Origin of the sequence: Natrinema thermotolerans (assembly GCF_031165565.1) — an archaeon.
GTDB classification, from domain to species: domain Archaea; phylum Halobacteriota; class Halobacteria; order Halobacteriales; family Natrialbaceae; genus Natrinema; species Natrinema thermotolerans.
In genome coordinates this window covers 2,702,048-2,720,158 of the sequence record NZ_CP101873.1, presented here as the reverse complement: position 1 = coordinate 2,720,158, position 18,111 = coordinate 2,702,048, and the positions used below count along the sequence as shown (strand labels likewise).

Here is an 18,111-nt window from a genome sequence, read left to right as displayed (position 1 = left end):
GGCGGTCTGCGTTCCGCTGCGGTCCCGAATCGCGGCCTCGGGGTATCCGGGGACGGTTGGGGTGTGCCCGTATGAGCGGTGACGATGAACTCGCCAAGGACCTCGGGTTGATCTCGGCGATGACGATCGGTATCGGGACGATGATCGGGGCCGGAATTTTCGTCCTCCCCGGCGTCGCCGCGAACGCGGCGGGGCCGATCGTCGTCGTGTCGTTCGTCGTCGGCGGACTGATCGCGATGGTGAACGCGTTGTCCGTCTCCGAACTGGGCACCGCGATGCCGAAGGCCGGCGGCGGCTATTACTACATCAACAAGTCGCTGGGCCCGATGTTCGGCTCGATCGCCGGCATGGGTGACTGGATGGGACTGGCCTTCGCCTCCGCGTTCTACTGTATCGGGTTCGGTCAGTATCTCGCCGTGTTCCTCCCGCTACCGGAGGTGGCGTTTCTCAACCCCATTCAGGTGGGGGCGCTGTTCGCCGGCGCGGTTTTCGTCGGCGTCAATTACATCGGTGCGAAGGAGACCGGCGGCATCCAGACGGTCATCGTGTTCACGCTGCTGGCGATCCTCACCGCCTTTGCCATTGCGGGCTTCGCCTCGTTCGATTACGCGACGCTGGCCGGTGACGGCGGCCTCGCACCCTACGGGTCGGGAGCGATTCTACCGGCGACGGCGCTCGTGTTCGTGTCGTTCCTCGGCTACGCGAAGATCGCGACCGTCGCCGAGGAATTGAAGAACCCGGGCCGAAACCTCCCCATCGCCATCATCGGGAGCGTCGGGATCGTCACCGTCATTTACGCGATCCTCGTGACGACCATGCTCGGTGTCATCCCGTGGGCCGACCTCAGCCAGGACGCACCGGTCGCACAGGCCGCCGAGGTCGCGTTCCCGTCCTCTCTCGGCCCCGTCAGCGGGCTCGCTGCCGCCGCGGCCGCGGTGATGACCCTCGGCGCGCTCCTAGCGACGGCGTCGTCGGCGAACGCCTCGATCCTCGCCTCGGCGCGGATCAACTTCGCGATGGGCCGCGACAAGATCGTCACTAACTGGCTCAACGAGATCCACCCGAACTTCGCGACGCCCTATCGGTCGATCCTCGTCACCGGCGCGCTCATCATCGCGTTCATCACGTTCCTCGGACGAGACATCGAGGTCCTCTCGAAAGCGGCGAGCGTCCTCCACCTCATCGTCTACGCGCTGATGAACGTCGCTCTCATCGTGTTCCGGGAGGCGGACGTACCGGAGTACGATCCGGATTTCACGGTTCCGTTCTACCCGATCACGCCGATCCTCGGCGCGGTGTTGTCGCTCGGACTCGTCGCGTTCATGGACGGACTGGAGATCGCCCTGTCCGGGGCGTTCGTCGTCGCCGCCGTTATCTGGTACTTCCTCTACGCTCGTACCAAGACGACACAACAGGGCGTCCTCTCGCACTACATTCGGAGCCGCGAGGACGAGATGCCGGGGCCGGTCGTCGACGCCGCCGACGCGGTCGCGCCCAGCGGGACGGACGGCCCGACGATCATGGTCGCGCTGTCCAATCCCCGCACCGAAAGCGCGCTCATCACGCTCGCCGGTGCGCTCGCCGAACACCGAGGCGGTCGCGTCCTCGCGACGCACATCGTGACGGTCCCCGACCAGACCTCGCTCGATGCCGCCGCGAGAAACGGCGGCGGCCTGAACGACGAATCGGAGCGCCTGCTCGAGGCCGCCAAGCAGGACGCGGCGGCGTTCGACGTCCCGATCGAGACGAGGACGATCCTCTCACACCGCGGGTTCGAGGAGGTGTACGACGCGGCGGAGGCGAACGACGTCGATACGGTCGTGATGGGGTACGGCGGCACGCGATTCACGGGCGGTCGGGCCGAGAGTACCCTCGAGGAACTGACCCAGGCGCTGCCCTGTGACTTCCTCGTCCTGGATACCGAGGAGTTCGAGCCGACCGACGTTCTCGTTCCCACGGCCGGCGGCGGATCCTCCGATCTCTCCGCGGAGGTCGCCCTCGCGCTCCGGGAAACGATCGGTTCCGAGGTCACGCTACTCCACGTCGCCGACGACGGCGAGGAGGAAGCGGGCCGGGAGTTCCTGCGCGAGTGGGCCGACGGCCACCAGCTGTCGGACGCCGAGTTACGGATCGAGACCGGCGACGTCGAAACCGCGATCGAACGGGCCAGCGCCGACTACGGCCTCGTCGTCATCGGTGCGACGGAGCAGGGCCTCCTGTCGCGTATCGTCCGGGGGTCGCTCGTGTTCAACGTCATCGAAGACCTCGACGCACCGGTCCTGCTGACCGAACGGCCGTCCTCGCGGTCGCTCCGCGACCGGATATTCGGTCGTCAGTGAGAAGAGGGGGTTCGGCCGTTCGGCCGCTCGAGACCGGGCCGGCCCATCGTGACGGTCTCGAATTGCCCTCCTGCACGGTGACTGCTGCCGAGAATCGGAGGAACCCTCTTGCCGATCGCGACCCCAGTAACGGCTATGATCCCGCCGATCGCGAACCGGTTCGTCGCGGGAGAGTCCCCGGCGGAGGCGCTCGACCACGTCCGGCGACTGAACGACCGCGGCGTGAACGGCATCGTCAACCTGCTCGGCGAACACTACGACGAGCGCGAAGCGGCCGCCGCCGACGCCGCCGAATACCGGCGGCTCGTCGCCGACATCGCCGGCTCGAGGCTCGAGGCCTGCATCTCGATCAAGCCCTCCCAGTTGGGCCTCGAGATCGACGAGTCGGTGTTCCGGCGGGAGCTGGCGGAGATCGTCGCCGCCGCGGCCGAGCGGGACGTCTTCGTCTGGATCGACATGGAGGACCACACGACGACCGACGCGACCCTGGACGCCTTCGAGGCGGTCGCCCGCGAACGGGACGGGGGCGGGGTCGGCGTCTGCCTGCAGGCGAACCTCCGCCGGACCCGGGCCGACCTCAGGCGACTCGCCGACGTCCCGGGCAAGGTCCGGCTGGTCAAGGGGGCCTACGATCCGCCGAGCGACGTGGCCTACACCGATTCCACGCGCGTGGATCAGGAGTATCGGACCCTGCTCGAGGCGGCGTTCGAGCGCCGCGACGGTGGGATCGCGGTGGGCAGCCACGATCCGGCGATGATCGAACACGCGACGGCGTTACACGAGCGCTACGGCACGGACTTCGAGATCCAGATGCTCATGGGTGTCCGCGAGGACGCCCAGTACGAGTTGGCCGCGGAGTACGACGTCTATCAGTACGTTCCCTACGGCGACCGCTGGCTGTCGTACTTCTATCGTCGGGTCGCCGAACGGCGGGAAAACCTCCGGTTCGCGCTTCGGGCCGTTCTCAGTAGCTGACCGGGACCGATACACGACCGTTGCTCGAGAACTCGAGCCCCGGCCGGCCTCGAGTGCGGGCCACTGCCGACCTCGAGTGCAAATCACGGTCGGCCGGGGCTCGCTGAGCGGCGGGGCGATCGTCCCGCCTCGGTTCCGTGAAACCGGCAACCGGCTCGGTCGTTCGTCCCGTCGCTGCTCCCATCGCTCGAGATCAAAGGATAGTATAAAGGCGAACGGGTTCATCGTGAGGGACATATGACGACGACGCTCGGTACGGCGAGCGCGGGGCCCGGCGAGATCGATACGGGCCGTCTCGAGGTCGGCGAGACGCGGGATGGCAGTCCGTTCGGACTGCCCGTGGCCGTGGTCAACGGCGCGAAGTCGGGGAAGACCCTCTACATGCAGGCGGCAAGCGACGGCGACGAACTCAACGGCGTCGGCGTCGTCCAGCGGGTCGTGCCGCGACTGGACCCCACCGAACTCTCGGGGACGATCCTGATCGTCGGGATCGTCAACTACCACGCGTTTCAGGTCGCCGAACACCGGAACCCGATCGACGACACGAAGATGAACAGGGCCTATCCGGGCAACGAGGGGGGTACCTCGACCGAACGGATCGCAGCCGCGACCTTCGAGGCCGCCTCGCGGGCCGACCTGATCCTCGATCTCCACCAGGGGTCGACCAGCCGGATGCTCGACGAGGTCCGGGTCCGCTGTGGGAAGCGCCACCGGCTTCACGACCAGTGTCTCGAGCTGGCGAAGGCCTTCGGCTGTGGCTACGTCCTCGACCAGAAGGGGCCGGACGGCCAGTTGGCCCGCGCGGCCCCCGACGAGGGGATCCCGACCGTCGACCCCGAACTCGGCGGCGCGGTCGGCTGGGACGAGGAGAGCATTCGAAAGGGCGTCACGGGCGTGTTCAACGTCCTCAAGTACTACAACTTCCTCGAGGAAGGGAACCCGCTCGAGACTCAGACGCGAGCGAAGGGCTTCGAGCAGTACGGCGCCCCGGCCGGCGGGCTCGTGACCCGAACGAAAGACCTCGGGGACCGCGTCCGCCCCGGCGAGACGCTGTTCGAGGTGACGACCCCCTTCGGCGAGCCGAAAGCGGAGGTGACCGCCGACAGCAACGGAATCCTCTGGCGGGCCAGACGGCTCCCACAGGTCGCGACCGGCGAGTACGTCTGTTCGGTCGGGACCGACATCGACGAATACTGATATGGCGGCCGATCTCACCTGCCCCGACTGCGGGACCGTCTACGAGGCCGGACCGGACGAGCCCTGGCGCTGTGGCTGTGGCCACGCGCTGGAGTTCGACGAGCGACCGCACCCACAGGGCGATCCGCTCCCGTTGCATAGCCTCGACACGACCGAGGGGCTGTGGACCTTCTTCGAGTTCCTCCCGATCGAACAGCACGTCACCTTCTACGAGGGCTTTACGCCGCTGGTCGAGGCCCCCGACTGGGACGCGGAGTTCAAACTCGAGTACGTCTTCCCGACGGGGTCGTTCAAGGACCGCGGCGCGACGACGACGCTCTCGCGGGCGGTCGAACTCGGCGTCGAGAAGGTCATCGAGGACTCGTCGGGCAATGCGGGCGCGTCGATCGCGACCTACGCCGCGCGGGCGGGGCTGGACGCGGACATCTACGTCCCCGCCGACGTCAAGCAGTCCAAGCTGATGACGATCCAGCGGGCCGACGCCCGCCCGGTTCGGATCGAGGGGACCCGGGAGGACGTCACTGCCGCCTGTCAGCGGGCCGTCGAGGGCGACGGGGAGCGCGATACCCCCTACCAGACCGGTGACGGCTGGTACGCCAGCCACGCCTGGAACCCCGCCTTCTATGCGGGTACGATGACCTTCGCGTTCGAGGTGGCCGCCCAGCAGGGCTGGACCGTCCCCGACGCCGTCGTCCTCCCGATCGGGCACGGGACGCTCTTTTTGGGCGCGTATCGTGGTTTCTCGCTGCTGAACGAGGCCGGCATCGTCGACGGGATGCCGCGGCTGCTGGGCGCGCAGGCGGCCGGCTACGCTCCCATCGTCGCCGCGCTCGGCGGCGACACTACCGACGCCGACGGCGAGGGGACGACCATCGCCGACGGTATCCAAATCGCCGAACCCGCACGCGGCACCGAGATCCTCGAGGCCATCGAGGAAACCGACGGCGATGCCATCGCCCTCGGCGGGGACCCGATCGAGACCGCGCTCGATCGACTCCACCGCAACGGCTTCTACGTCGAACCGACCTGTGCGGTCGCGCCGGCGGCCCTCGAGCAGTATCGCGAGAACGGCGTCATCGACGACGGGGACGACGTCGTCGTCCCGCTGACCGGCAGTGGATTGAAGACCCTTTGAGGCCTGCATACTGAGACGTCGACGAATGGTCAGCCGACCCCCGACGTTCTGTCCCGACTGTGGTGCCCGCCTCGAGCGGACGAGTGCCGACGACCGCGAGCGAAAGCGCTGTCCGGCCTGCGAGGCCATCGTCTGGCACAACCCCGTGCCCTGTGCCGGCGTCGCCGTCGTCGACCGCTCCGGTCCGGACCCGGCCGTCCTCTGTGTCGAGCGCGGCGTCCCGCCGGGGGTTGGCGAGTGGACGATCCCCGGCGGTCACATGGAAGTGGGTGAGGAACCGCCCGAAGCGGCCGCCCGCGAACTCGAGGAGGAGACCGGCGTCGCCGTCGATCCGGACGACCTCGAGATCCTGGCCGCGTCGGCGATGCCGCCCCGAACGGGCAAACACGTCGTGACGGTCCACTACGTGGCCGACCGCGCCGACGCCGAGGGCGAGCCGGTCGCGGGCAGCGACGCGACGGACGCCCGGTTCTGGACCCCCGCCGCGTTCGACGCCTCCGACGAGACGTTTCGACCGGTCCACGAGGAGCGGTTCCGGGAGGCCGCTCGCGGCCTCGAGTGACGGACGAGTGCAGTGGCGTATCGAGTACACGGCCTCCGCATCCGGTTGCGGTGGCGCGCGCTGGCGACTGCTCGAGGGATACCGAGAGCAGTCGATAACGCCGTGCGAGGGATGAGCGAACGCCGACAGGCGTGAGTGAATCGGCTGGGGAGGGCGTGGCGATTCCCTGTTGCCACGATAGCAGGACGCTTTGCTTCCGAATCTATCAGAAAACACTGTTCCGTTCCTGCTGTGAGTTACCAGAGAGGTGCGCCCTGCTATCGTGGCAACGATGAGAACCACGCCCTCCCCAGCCGATTCGTTCGCTCCTCACAGTCGCTCACTCATCCCTCGCACGATGTCACCGACCGCCTTCGGTAGCACTCAGGCGGCCGCCAGCGCGCGCCACCGTATATCGGCTGCCGCATGGAGTGATACGCTGTCCCCTTTCCACGGGTGAATCTAGCGGACGCTATCCGGGTCATCGTACTCGAGTCGTCCCGGCTCCGCCCGCGAGTCGAAACCCGACATCCCTTTACTCCGGCCCTGAATACGGGCGGGTATGTTCCTTGCCCTACGCACGGAAGTCGAGGACGCCCTCGAGGGGGCGCTCTCAGCGCTCGACTTCCCGACGGACGATCTCGGGATCGAAGAACCGCCGGACGACGTCGCGAGCGTGCTGGCCTCGAGCGTCGCCTTCCGACTCGCTAGCGAAGCGGGCGCGCCGCCGCCGCAGGTCGCCGGCCAGGTCGCCGACGAGATCGACGCCGACGAGCTGACCTACGTCGCCGCGGTCCGGACGCAGGGCCCCTATCTCAACTTCCTGCCCAGCGACGCCTACTTCGCGGAGACGCTGGCCGAGGCGACCGACGAGGGCTACGGCCACCTGCCCGACCGCGACGCGAGCGTCGTCGTCGAACACACGAGCGCGAACCCGACGGGGCCGGTCCACGTCGGCCGCGCGCGGAACCCGATCATCGGCGACGCGGTCGCCAACCTGCTCGAGTACGCGGGCTACGACGTCGACCGCCACTACTACGTCAACGACGCCGGCCGGCAGATGGCCGTCTTCACCTGGGCCTACGAGACCTTCGACGAGGCGGACTTAGAGAGCGAGCCCGAGCGCGACCGGAAAGAGTACGACCTCGTGCGCTACTACCGGAAGGGCAATGCCTTCCTGGAGAACGCCCCCGAGGAAGAGGTCGAAGCGGCCGAGGCCGAAATCGAGTCGATCATGCAGGGCCTCGAGGCGGGCGACGACGAGGCCTACGAGCGCGTCAGCGAGGTCGTCGATCAGGTGCTTGGCGGGATGACCGAGTGTCTGGAACGCCTGCCGGCCGAGTTCGACGAGTTCGTCAAGGAGACCCGGTTCATGCGCAACGGCGACACCGACGACCTCGTCTCGCGACTCAAAGAGCTCGACGAGGCGGTCTACGAGGAGGAGGCCTGGCAGCTCGAACTCGAGGACCACGGCATCGACAAGAACCTGGTTTTCCTGCGCTCGGACGGCACCTCCCTCTATGCCACGCGGGACCTGGCCCACCACGAGTGGAAGTTCGCCGAGTACGATCGGGCCGTGACGGTGCTGGGCGAGGACCACAAGCTCCAGGCCCGACAGCTCCGGACGACGCTCGAGTTGCTTGGCAACGATACCGACGGCCTCCGGCAGGTGCTGTACTCCTACGTCAACCTCCCCGAGGGGAAGATGAGTACCCGTCGCGGGACCGGCGTCGATCTGGACGACCTGCTGGACGAGGCGATCGACCGGGCCCGCGACGAGGTCGAAGACCGGCTGGACGACCGCATCCGCGACGACGAACTCGACGACGACGACATCGAGCGCATCGCCCATCAGGTCGGGATCGGCGCCGTCCGCTACGACATCGTCTCGAAACAGCCGACGAAGGCGATCACCTTCGAGTGGGACCGCGCGCTCGACTTCGAGGCACAATCCGCGCCGTACGTCCAGTACGTCCACGCCCGTTGTTGTGGGATCCTCGAAGAGGCCGGCCTCGACCCCGAGGCCGACCTCGCGGACCAGGACGTCGAACTCGAGGCACTCGAGGCCGACCTGCTCGCGACCGACGCCGAGCGCGACCTGCTGGAGACGATCGCGCGGTTCCCGGCGGTCGTCGACGAGGCCGGCGACGACCTCGAGCCCCACCAGATCGCGACCTACACCCGCGAGTTCGCCGATCGGTTCAACGGCTTCTATCGGGAGTGTCCGGTGCTGGCCGACGACGTCGATCCCGACGTTCGCGAGGCCCGACTCGCGCTGGTCGCCGCCTCGAAACACACGGTCGCGAACGCCCTGTCGATCCTGGGTGTGGCCGCGCCGCGGTCGATGTAAGCGGCCGGGACCCGCGGGACGGTCCCGCGGCTGGTCGAGGCGTGGCCGAAAGAACGATGCCGTCCGCACGGACGAGCGCGCTTACTCGTCGGTGGTCTCGAACACGAGATCGGCGAGTTCGTCCTCGTCGATCTCGTCGTTGATGTACTCGATCGCCCACTGGACGTCGACGTAGAACGACATCACCATCGCGCCGTCCTGCTCGAGGACCCAGGTGACGCTGTTGACTTCGGCCGCGAACGCCTCGGGGTCGGTGATCGACGCCGCGAGCGTCTCTCCGATGGACCGGAGTTCCGAACGCAGCACCTCGGGGTCGGTGGTGGTCGTCGTCGCGACGACGTCGACCTCGTCGCCGTCCTTGTTGACGTCCTTGATCGACACCTTCTCGCTGTCGAGTTTCATCGCGTCCGTGTCCATCCCGGGGACGTCGGACTCGTTCTCGTCGTCGGGCTCGCCGTTGTCGCCGTTCCCGCCGTCGGACGGCGACTCGTCGTCGTCATCGTTCGACTCGTCGTCGCCGGTTTCGTCGCTGGAACAACCGGCGAGGACCGTTGCGAGCGCAGCGCCACTGCCGAGGAGGATCTTTCGTCGCTCCATGGACGACCCATCGGGAACAGTCGTGATTAGTAATAAGTTCGTTACTCGGTCAGTCACGAGCGGCGACTGGTCCGGATCGAACCGACGGTCGAAACCGCGCGGGAAGGGACCGACAAACAGATCGAAACGTCATCGAAACGTCGGCCATATCGGCTCGAGATCGACCGAGCGTGGCGTCTGACTGCCCGGACCCCGTGAGGAGAACGAACGGCGGTAATCGGCCCGTTCCGAACCGCGGCCCGATACCGACGGCCGGTCGCCGGCGGAAGGCACCGGTTACCCGTGCGTGCGGACCGCCGATCAGGGATCGGACTCGGCTTCGGTGATCGCGCTCGAGACGTCGTCGTGTGCGGCTTCCCGCCCGTCGGCCTCGTCGGTCGCGGCGTCGGCGTCCGCGTCGGGCTCGGACGCCGCGGCCGTCGCGTCGTCGGTGGCGGCCGCGTCGGCCGTCCCGGGTTCATCGTCGGTCGGGACGGGGACCTCGACGCCGGTCAGGTCGGCCGCGAGCCGCCGGTAGGCGACGGCCGCCGGCCCGTCGGGTTCGTAGACGACCAGCGGCGTCCCGGCGTAGACGCTGTCCCGGGCCGCCGGGTCCTCGGGGATCGTTCCCAAGAGAGGGACCTCGAGGCGGTCGGCGAGTTCCTCGTGGGAGACGTCGCCGTCGGGTCGGGTTCGGGTCAGGACGAGGCCCGCGACCTCGCCGCCGGAGCGGTCGGTCAGCTCGACGGTCTTTTTCGTGTCGTGGACGGCGGCGGGTTCGGGCGTCGAGACGAGGACGACGGCGTCGGCCAGTCCGAGCGGCAGGACGGTTTCGTGACTGATGCCGGCCCCGACGTCGAGCAGGACGTAGTCGAAGCGCGATCGGAGGTCCTCGACGGCCTCGCGCAGCCCTTCGGGGGAGGTCTCGGCGTACTCGTCGAGGCTCGTGCCGCTCGGCACCGCGACGATGTCGTCGGCCAGTCGGTAGGTCGCGTCCTCGATCGATGCGTCGCCGGCTAACACGTCGTGAAGGGTCGTCGAGTCGGGAGAAAGGCTGACGAACCCGGCGAGGTTCGCCATCCCGAGGTCGGCGTCGACGATGGCGACGCGTGCCCCGGCGTCCGCGAGGGCCGTGCCGAGGTTGACCGTCGTCGTCGTCTTCCCGACACCGCCTTTTCCGCTCGCGATGGCATAGACAGTCTCGTGAGACATACGTGGGTACTGTCCGGACAGTGGAACGGCACCCCCTTAAATCGTCACCTCACCGCCCGCCCGGTGGGAGGGTCGGCCGACCGGTGGTCGAACGCGGTTCGATCGAACGTCGTCGGACCGGGCGGTCGCCCGGTCGATCGGTGTGTCAAAGGATTCTTACCGACAGCCCGGTTTTATACGTGTAATGAGCCAGGAGGGCGAGCAGGAGCAATCCGACCGGAAGAAGTACGAGTTCCGGAAGGTCATCGAGGACCTCAAGGACTACGACGGCTCCGGAACGCAGCTCGTGACGATCTACATCCCCGACGACAGACAGATCAGTGACGTCGTCCAGCACGTCACGCAGGAACACAGCGAAGCGGCCAACATCAAGTCGAAGCAGACCCGAACGGCGGTCCAGGACGCGCTGACGAGCATCAAAGACCGGCTGCGATACTACGACACCTACCCGCCGGACAACGGCATCGTTCTCTTTTCCGGTGCCGTCGATTCGGGCGGCGGCCGGACCGACATGGTCACCAAAGTCCTCGAGAGTCCGCCCCAGCCCATCGAATCCTTCCGCTATCACTGTGACTCGGACTTCCTGACCGAGCCCCTCGAGGAGATGCTCGCCGACAAGGGCCTGTACGGCCTGATCGTCCTCGACCGCCGCGAGGCCAACGTCGGCTGGCTGAAGGGTAAACGCATCGAGCCGGTCAAGTCAGCATCCTCGCTTGTTCCCGGCAAGCAGCGAAAGGGTGGCCAGTCCGCCCAGCGATTCGCCCGCCTGCGCCTCGAGGCCATCGACAACTTCTATCAGGAGGTCGCGGGGATGGCAAACGACCTGTTCGTCCCCAAGCGCCACGAGATCGACGGCATCCTCGTGGGCGGTCCCTCGCCGACCAAAGACGAGTTCTTGGACGGGGACTACCTCCACCACGAGCTACAGGACGAGGTGCTTGGCAAATTCGACGTCGCCTACACCGACGAGTCCGGCCTGAAGGACCTGGTCGACAACGCCGAGGACGCCTTGGCCGACGCCGAGGTGATGAAGGACAAGAAGGTGATGGAGGAGTTCTTCGAGGAACTCAACGCGGGCGATCAGGCCACTTACGGCTTCGAGCAGACCCGCCGGAACCTGATGATGGGCGCGGTCGACCGCCTGCTCATCAGCGAGGACCTCCGGAAGGACGTGATCACCTACGACTGTCCCGAGTGTGGCGCGACCGAACGCGAGGTCATCGACCGGCGCAAGTCGACGCCGACTCACACCTGTACCGACTGTGGCACCGAGGTCGAAGGGGACGAGGACGACCGCGAGGACGCCATCGATCACCTCATCGAGATCGCCGAACAACGGGGCACCGAGACCAAGTTCATCTCGACGGACTTCGAGAAGGGCGAACAACTGCTGAACGCCTTCGGTGGTTTCGCCGGCCTGCTGCGGTACTCGACCGGCGTCTAAGGCGTTGGTTTCGCAGTTCGAACGCCCTCCCGTTCGTGCGGATCCCCACCGCAATCGAACCGCAACTCCTTACCGCTCGGTCGCTGAATCGCCGTCAATGTCACTTTCGGACCGGAACGTACTCGTCACGGGCGGGGCCGGCTTCATCGGCTCCCATCTCACTGAACGCCTGCTCGCCGACGGCGCGTCCGTCACGGTCGTCGACGACTTGTCCAACGGCGACCGCGACCGCGTCCCCGACGCCGCCGAGTTCCTCGAGGCCGACCTCACCGAGCCCGACGCGCTCGAGGGTCGGCTCGAGGGAATCGACCTCGTCTTCCACCTCGCGGCGTCGAAACACGTCGACACGGACCGTCCCCACGGCCAGTTCGACGACAACACGCAAATGACCCGAAACCTCCTCGAGGCGATGGCCGACGCGGGAGTCACGGAGATCGCCTACACCTCCTCCTCGACGGTCTACGGAGAGGTCCCGCGGCCGACGCCCGAGGACTACGCGCCGCTCGAGCCGATCAGCGCCTACGGGGCGAGCAAGCTGGCCGACGAGGGGTTGCTTTCGGCGCGGGCCCACAGCCACGACCTCACCGTCTGGAACTTCCGCTTTGCGAACGTCGTCGGCCCGCGGCTGCGCGGGGCGGTGATTCCCGATTTCATCGAGAAGTTGCGGGACGATCCCGAGACGCTGACGATCCTGGGCGACGGCCGTCAGGAGAAGTCCTATCTATACGTCGAGGACTGCCTCGATGCCATGCTGCACGTGGTCGAGAATTCGGACGACGCGATGAACACCTACAATCTCGGCACGCGGACGACGACCTCGGTCGACCGGATCGCCGCCATCGTCGCCGACGAACTGGCCCTCGAGCCCGCGTTCGAATACACCGGCGGCGACCGCGGCTGGACCGGTGACGTCCCGAAGATGCGCCTCTCCATCGAGAAGCTCTCGGCGCTGGGCTGGGAGCCCGACCGCTCGAGCGACGAGGCGGTGCGGCAAGCGACCCGCGAGATCATCGAGGAACTGCGCTGAGCGACGACCGTGGATAGGTTTCCACGGCAGAAAGCCGCTCGAGCGTGACCGTTCCGCCGGTCCAGCCCGGTTTTAGGTGGGCTTAAATATCTGGGCCCGAAGCGTCGCGTATGAACGACGGGGGCGAGCGAACGGGGGCGGACGCGTCCGACGGCGACGCCGCGAGCGGCGGGCTCGCCGCGGCGCTGACCCGCCGTCGCCTGACGATCGGCGGGACGCTGTTCGTCCTCGCCGGCCTGTTCGTCGCCCTCCGGGACGTCGATGTCGGGACGGTCCTCGCGGAGATTTCAGCGGCCGACCCGCGCCTCCTCGCCGCCGCGGTCGCCGTCTACGCCGTCTCGTGGCCCCTTCGGGGGCGACGGTACGGCGACGTACTGGCCGCGATGGAACGGCGGACCGGGACGGCGTTCTGTACGGCCGCCGTCTTCGTCAGCCAGACGGCGAACCTGGCGATCCCGGCGCGGGCCGGCGACGCAGTCCGCGCGTACGTGATGGAGACCCGTCGGGACGTGCCTTACACCGCCGGCTTCGCGTCGCTGGCCGTCGAACGCGTGTTCGACCTCGCGACGATCGCCGCGCTCGCGGGGCTGGCGACGGCGTGGCTCGCGGCCACCGGCGCGGCCGGCCCGCTCGAGATCGCCGCCGAGGCCGGGGGCGCACGGACCGCGCTGGCGGCCGCGGCGGCCGTGAGTACGGCGACCGTCGGCGTCGGATTCGTCGTCGTCACCGCCTCGCGGACGGACCACGGACTGGGCGCACGACTGCGGACTCGAGCGGTGGGCCGACCGCGTCTCGAGCGGGCGCTCGAGGCCGCGCTCGGGTTCGCGGGGGACGTTCAGGTCGTCGCCCGCCAGCCGAGGGCGGTCGCGCGGATCGGCGCGGGAAGTCTGCTGATCTGGGCGTTCGACGTGCTGACGGCGGTCCTGGTACTCGCGGCGCTGGGCAGCGGGCTCGCGCTCGGACCGCTGCTGGCGGTCGGGACGCTGGCGGTCAGCGTCGGGAACTTAGCGAAGGTCCTCCCGCTGTCCCAGGGTGGCGTCGGGCTCTACGAGGCCGCGTTTACGGCGCTCGTAGTCGCCCTGACGCCCGTCGGGGCGGGGACCGCGCTGGCGGCGGCGATCGTCGACCACGCGCTGAAAAACGGTGTGACACTGGTCGGCGGGGCCGGCGCGGTCGCCGCGCTGGGGCTCTCCGTCTCGGACGCGACGGCCGCGGAACCGACGCGGGAGACCGACAGTATTTTAGGCTCGCCTAAAAGATAGTCGAGCAATGAATCAGGACATCTGTGTCATCGTCCCGACGATACGGGAGTACGAGTGCATGCGTTCGTACTTCGCGAACGCCCGCGACCACGGCTTCGACCTCGAGCGACTCCACGTCGTCCTCGTGACCGAGGACTTCTGTGAGACCGACGAAATGGAAGCCATGCTCGAGGAGGAGGGCGTTTCGGGCGAGGTCTTCGACGGCAGCCGTCGCGAGGAGTGGTACGAGGCCCACGATGTCGCCGAGTACGGCCACGTCGTGCCGGCGGCCAGCCACGCCGAGACGAGCTTCGGCCTGCTGTACATGTGGGCCCACGACGAGTTCGACTACGGCTTCTTCATCGACGACGACACGCTGCCCCACGAGGACGAGGACTTCTTCGGCACCCACATGGAGAACCTCGCGTTCGAGGGCGAGATCGAGTCCGTTGCCTCGGACGAGCAGTGGGTCAACGTCCTCTATCAGAACGCCGAGGAACACGGTCTCTACCCGCGGGGGTACCCATACTCGGCGATGGGTGAGACCGTCGAGACTGGAACGACCGAGATCGACGGCGGCGAGGTCGTCGCCTCGCAGGGACTGTGGACCAACGTCCCCGACCTCGACGCCGTCCGCATCCTGATGGACGGCGACCTCGAGGGCCAGGCCCAGACCCGCACCTCGAGCGATGACTTCGGCGAGGACTTCGTCGCCGCACGGGACAACTACCTCACGGTCTGCTCGATGAACCTCGCGTTCCGCCGGGAGGTGATCCCCGCGTTCTACCAGCTGCCGATGGACGAAAACGAGTGGGACGTGGGCCGATTCGACGACATCTGGTCGGGCGTGTTCCTCAAGCGCGCCTGCGACGTGCTGGGCAAGCGGATCTACAACGGCGCGCCGCTGTGTGAACACAACAAGGCCCCCCGCAGCACCTTCGACGACCTGAACAACGAGGTGCCGGGGCTGGAACTGAACGAACACCTGTGGCAGGTAATCGACGAGGCCGGCAGCGACGCCGATTCCTACGCTGCGGTCTTCGAGGCCATGGCCGACGAACTCGCCGAGGGCGACTGGGACGACTACAACAACGGAGCCTTCTTCAACCACGTCGGCGAGTACATGCGCGACTGGCTCGACTGTCTGGCGACGCTGCGCCCGGCGGCCGGCCTCGAGGCCGATGGCGCGCGGGTCGTCGCGGACGACTGAATCGTCAACTATAAGTTTTTAGGTTAACCTAAATCGAGTATGAACGACGAGCAGGGCAATCGTGCAGTTTCACGTCGGCGGGCATTACAGGTCGGCTCCGCGTTCGGGGCCGCATCGCTCGCGGGCTGTCTCGGGTTTTTCGACGACGGACAGAGCGCGGATATTCCGCCGCTCTCGGAGTTTCGGGGGTCCGGATCGCTGGTCGACGGCCGACCGGCACCGGGCGGCACGTCGATCGAGGACCTCCCGAACCTCTCTGGGGACCTCGCGCTCTACATCGGCGGCGGTGAAGGCGGCATCTACTACGAGTTCGTGGAGATGCTCGAGGACATCTACCCGGACTTCGAGGTCCACTCGACCGACAACAGTTCGTCGTCGCTGGCACAGACGATCGTCGAGGAGGCCGACGCCGGCGCGGCCCAGGCCGACGTCTTCTGGTCGATCGACGCCAGCTCCCTCGGGTTCGTCGCGGAAAACGACGCCTACGAGCCGCTGTCGGACGAGGCGGTCGAGGCGGTCGGGAACAGCCAGTTCGTCGGCGACGACAACGCGTGGGCCGGCGTCGCCGGACGCGCCCGTGCCGTGCCGTACAACACGAACGAATTGAGCGAGTCGGACATCCCGACCACGGTGCAGGAGTTCCCCGACGCCGACGCGCTGCAGGGGACGATGGGCTGGGCACCGACCTACGGCGCGTTCAAGGCCTTCGTGACGGCCATGCGCCTGCTCCGTGGCGACGACGAGACCCGCAACTGGCTACAGAGCATGAGCGAGGCCGGAACGGAACGACGCGGCAACGAGTACGCCGTCTCCGAGGCGGTCGCCAACGGCTCGCTGTCGGCCGGGTTCGCCAATCACTACTATGCGATGCGGGTCAAGAACAATCGGCCGGACGCCCCGATCGATCTGGCCTTTACCGAGGGCGACGCCGGCGCGTTGATCAACGTCGCGGGCGCGCTGAAGGTACAGGGCACCCAGAAGGGCGAACTGGTCGACAACTTCGTCCGCCACCTGCTCTCGGCCGAGGCCCAGGAGTACTTCGCGACGATCAGTTTCGCCTATCCGATGATCTCGGGCGTCGAACCAGTCGGCGGGCTGCCGACCATCGACGAGCTGAGCCCGCCGGACATCGACCTCGCGGAACTGGCCGACATCGAGCCGACGCTCGAGCTGATGGACGAAGCCGGCGTCTCCGGATAACGGAATGAGCGTTCGGGATCGAGTCGCGAAGACGGTCGAGCGAGCCGGTGACGACGACGGGAGCGGCGCCACCGGCGTCGGGCTCACCCTGCTCGCCGCGGCCATCGCGGCCGTTCTCGTTCTCCCCTTGCTCTGGCTGGTCGTCGACGCCGCCGGGCTCGGGACTCGAGCGTTCGAACTCGCCGTCGATTCCCAAACGATCGACGTACTGATCCGAAGCGTCGCTCTCGTCGCGATCGTAACGGGTGCGAGCGTCCTCATCGGCGTCCCGCTCGCGGTGTTGACGGTCCAAGGCGAGATTCCGTTCCCCCGGTTCTGGACCGTCCTCATCGCGTTGCCGCTGGCCGTCCCGAGCTATCTCGGCGCGTTCGCGTTCGTCTCGGCGTTCGGTCCACAGGGTGAACTCGTCGGCTTCCTCGAGCCCCTCGGTATCGACGCGCTCCCCTCGGTATACGGGTTCGCGGGTGCCGCGTTCGTGTTGACGCTGTATACCTACCCCTACGTGTTCTTGACCACGCGAGCGTCCCTGCTCTCGATGGACGGTTCGCTCGTGGAGGCCGCTCGGACGCTCAACTCGGGCCGCTGGGAGGCGTTTCGCCGGATCACCCTCCCGCAGATCCTGCCGGGGATCGCCGCCGGCGCGTTGCTCGTCGCCCTGTATGCCCTCGCGGACTTCGGCACGCCGAACATCATGCGCGTCGAGGTGTTCACGCAGTTCATCTACGCCAGATACAACGCCTTCGCCCGCGACTACGCCGCGTTGTTGTCCCTGCAGTTGCTGACGGTGACCGTGATCATCCTCGCGATCGAGTCCCGCATCGGTGCCGACGACTCCGGGGCCTACGAGAGCGGTGGCGACCGCGGTACCGCCGACCTCGAACTCGGAGCGTGGCGGTATCCGGCCCTGCTGTTGCCGGTTGCGATCGCCCTGCTCGCTATCGGGCTCCCGATTGCCATCTTCACCATGTGGCTGAACACGGGCGGACCCGGCTATCAGCTCGGTCGACTGACATTCGACTGGGAGTACGGGTTCAACTCGGCCTACGTCGCACTGCTGGCCGCCCTCGTCTCGGTGCTGGTGGCGCTGCCGATCGCGATCGGATCGGCGACGTCCGATTCGCGGGTGGCGGCGCTGGCCGATCGGGCCCCCTACATCGGATACGCCACGCCCGGGATCGTGCTGGCGATCGCGTTGCTCAGCTTCAGCCTCGACGTGCTACCGTCGATCTACAAGACCGTTCCGCTGCTGATCTTTGCCTACGTCGTCCGGTTCATGCCCCAGGCGATCGGCTCGATCCGGACCTCGACGCTGCAGGTCGACCAGAAGTTGGTCGAGGCGGCCCGGACGCTGGGTCGATCGCGGCTGAACGCCTTCCGGTCGGTGACGCTCCCGTTGATCCTGCCGGGCGTGGCCGCCGGAGCCGCGCTGGTCTTTCTCACGACGATGAAGGAACTCCCGGCGACGCTCATGTTGCGCCCGCTCGGATTCGAGACGCTCGTGACCTACATCTGGCGGGTCGAGGAGGCCGGTCTCTACGGACAGGCGGCAGTGCCGGCGCTCGTCCTCGTGGCCATCTCGGGGCTGTCGATGGCCGTGATGCTCGCACAGGAAGGACGGTGACGACCGTGAGAACAGGACCGGGACGACGAACACGAGGTGGGCG

Annotated in this window: 14 protein-coding genes; 12 read left to right on the top strand and 2 right to left on the bottom strand. The window is 67.5% G+C overall.

Annotated features, from left to right (window positions below; genetic code table 11):
- Nucleotides 1–71: 71 nt before the first annotated feature.
- The 6 genes from NP511_RS13995 (at nt 72) to argS (ending at nt 8,537) form a co-directional block, all read left to right on the top strand.
- Entirely contained in the window at nt 72–2,339 is a 2,268-nt protein-coding gene (locus tag NP511_RS13995; RefSeq protein ID WP_049965995.1) for an amino acid permease, read from the top strand.
- Between the two features lie 135 nt (nt 2,340–2,474).
- A complete protein-coding gene (locus NP511_RS13990) occupies nt 2,475–3,314 on the top strand; it encodes a proline dehydrogenase family protein (protein ID WP_049965994.1) in 840 nt (279 codons plus the stop codon).
- A gap of 237 nt (nt 3,315–3,551) precedes the next feature.
- Entirely contained in the window at nt 3,552–4,511 is a 960-nt protein-coding gene (locus NP511_RS13985; RefSeq protein WP_006651167.1) for a succinylglutamate desuccinylase/aspartoacylase family protein, read from the top strand.
- A gap of 1 nt (nt 4,512) precedes the next feature.
- The gene (locus NP511_RS13980) at nt 4,513–5,646 is read left to right on the top strand and encodes a threonine synthase (RefSeq protein ID WP_049965993.1); all 1,134 of its coding nucleotides are present in this window, start codon (nt 4,513–4,515) and stop codon (nt 5,644–5,646) included.
- Nucleotides 5,647–5,671: 25 nt separating this feature from the next.
- Complete coding sequence (locus NP511_RS13975) at nt 5,672–6,208, top strand: NUDIX hydrolase (protein WP_049965992.1); 537 nt, start codon at nt 5,672–5,674, stop codon at nt 6,206–6,208.
- A 541-nt stretch (nt 6,209–6,749) separates the two neighbouring features.
- The gene (gene argS, locus NP511_RS13970) at nt 6,750–8,537 is read left to right on the top strand and encodes an arginine--tRNA ligase (RefSeq protein ID WP_049965991.1); all 1,788 of its coding nucleotides are present in this window, start codon (nt 6,750–6,752) and stop codon (nt 8,535–8,537) included.
- An 81-nt stretch (nt 8,538–8,618) separates the two neighbouring features.
- On the opposite strand, the gene NP511_RS13965 is transcribed toward argS, so the two are convergent.
- Together NP511_RS13965 and minD are read right to left on the bottom strand one after the other, a co-directional pair.
- A complete protein-coding gene (locus tag NP511_RS13965) occupies nt 8,619–9,134 on the bottom strand; it encodes a DUF8159 domain-containing protein (RefSeq protein ID WP_049965990.1) in 516 nt (171 codons plus the stop codon).
- 300 nt (nt 9,135–9,434) lie between these two features.
- Entirely contained in the window at nt 9,435–10,325 is an 891-nt protein-coding gene (gene minD, locus NP511_RS13960; RefSeq protein ID WP_049965989.1) for a cell division ATPase MinD, read from the bottom strand.
- Between the two features lie 184 nt (nt 10,326–10,509).
- Between minD and prf1 the strand changes: the two genes are divergently transcribed.
- From prf1 to NP511_RS13930, 6 genes are all read left to right on the top strand, one after another.
- Nucleotides 10,510–11,769, top strand: a complete 1,260-nt coding sequence (gene prf1 / locus NP511_RS13955) for a peptide chain release factor aRF-1 (protein ID WP_049965988.1) — start codon at nt 10,510–10,512, stop codon at nt 11,767–11,769.
- Nucleotides 11,770–11,866: 97 nt separating this feature from the next.
- Entirely contained in the window at nt 11,867–12,796 is a 930-nt protein-coding gene (locus tag NP511_RS13950; RefSeq protein WP_049965987.1) for an NAD-dependent epimerase/dehydratase family protein, read from the top strand.
- A gap of 110 nt (nt 12,797–12,906) precedes the next feature.
- Nucleotides 12,907–14,058 carry a lysylphosphatidylglycerol synthase transmembrane domain-containing protein gene (locus NP511_RS13945; RefSeq protein WP_049965986.1) on the top strand — a complete coding sequence of 384 codons (1,152 nt, stop codon included), beginning with the start codon at nt 12,907–12,909 and terminating at the stop codon, nt 14,056–14,058.
- 7 nt (nt 14,059–14,065) lie between these two features.
- Nucleotides 14,066–15,247 carry an alpha-1 4-glucan-protein synthase gene (locus NP511_RS13940; RefSeq protein WP_049965985.1) on the top strand — a complete coding sequence of 394 codons (1,182 nt, stop codon included), beginning with the start codon at nt 14,066–14,068 and terminating at the stop codon, nt 15,245–15,247.
- Nucleotides 15,248–15,286: 39 nt separating this feature from the next.
- Nucleotides 15,287–16,447, top strand: a complete 1,161-nt coding sequence (locus NP511_RS13935) for an extracellular solute-binding protein (protein WP_006651157.1) — start codon at nt 15,287–15,289, stop codon at nt 16,445–16,447.
- Nucleotides 16,448–16,451: 4 nt separating this feature from the next.
- Complete coding sequence (locus NP511_RS13930; protein WP_006651156.1) at nt 16,452–18,068, top strand: ABC transporter permease; 1,617 nt, start codon at nt 16,452–16,454, stop codon at nt 18,066–18,068.
- The last annotated feature ends 43 nt before the right edge of the window (nt 18,069–18,111 follow it).